The organism is Brevibacterium sp. SIMBA_078, from assembly GCF_046534565.1.
Lineage (GTDB): Bacteria > Actinomycetota > Actinomycetes > Actinomycetales > Brevibacteriaceae > Brevibacterium.
Genome location: NZ_JAWRYQ010000591.1, coordinates 1 through 236, shown reverse-complemented (window position 1 = coordinate 236; position 236 = coordinate 1). Strand labels below are relative to the sequence as shown.

1 protein-coding gene is annotated in these 236 nt (G+C 35.2%); it reads left to right on the top strand.

Annotated elements, in window-relative coordinates:
* Positions 1-236: IS3 family transposase (locus SB749_RS20910; RefSeq protein WP_410712007.1), on the top strand; the 236-nt coding region annotated here is incomplete at both ends.

Here is a 236-nt window from a genome sequence, read left to right as displayed (position 1 = left end):
ATATGGCTATCGTCGAATTCGTGATGAACTAGCAAATCGTGGACAAAAAGTGAATCATAAAAAAGTTCAACGTATCATGAAAGAATTAGGTTTAAAGTGCATCGTACGCATGAAAAAATATAAGTCTTATAAAGGGACGGTTGGAAAGATTGCACCGAACATTTTAGACCGTAGCTTTACTGCAGAAGCCCCTAATGAAAAATGGGTAACGGATATTACAGAATTTAAGTTATTTG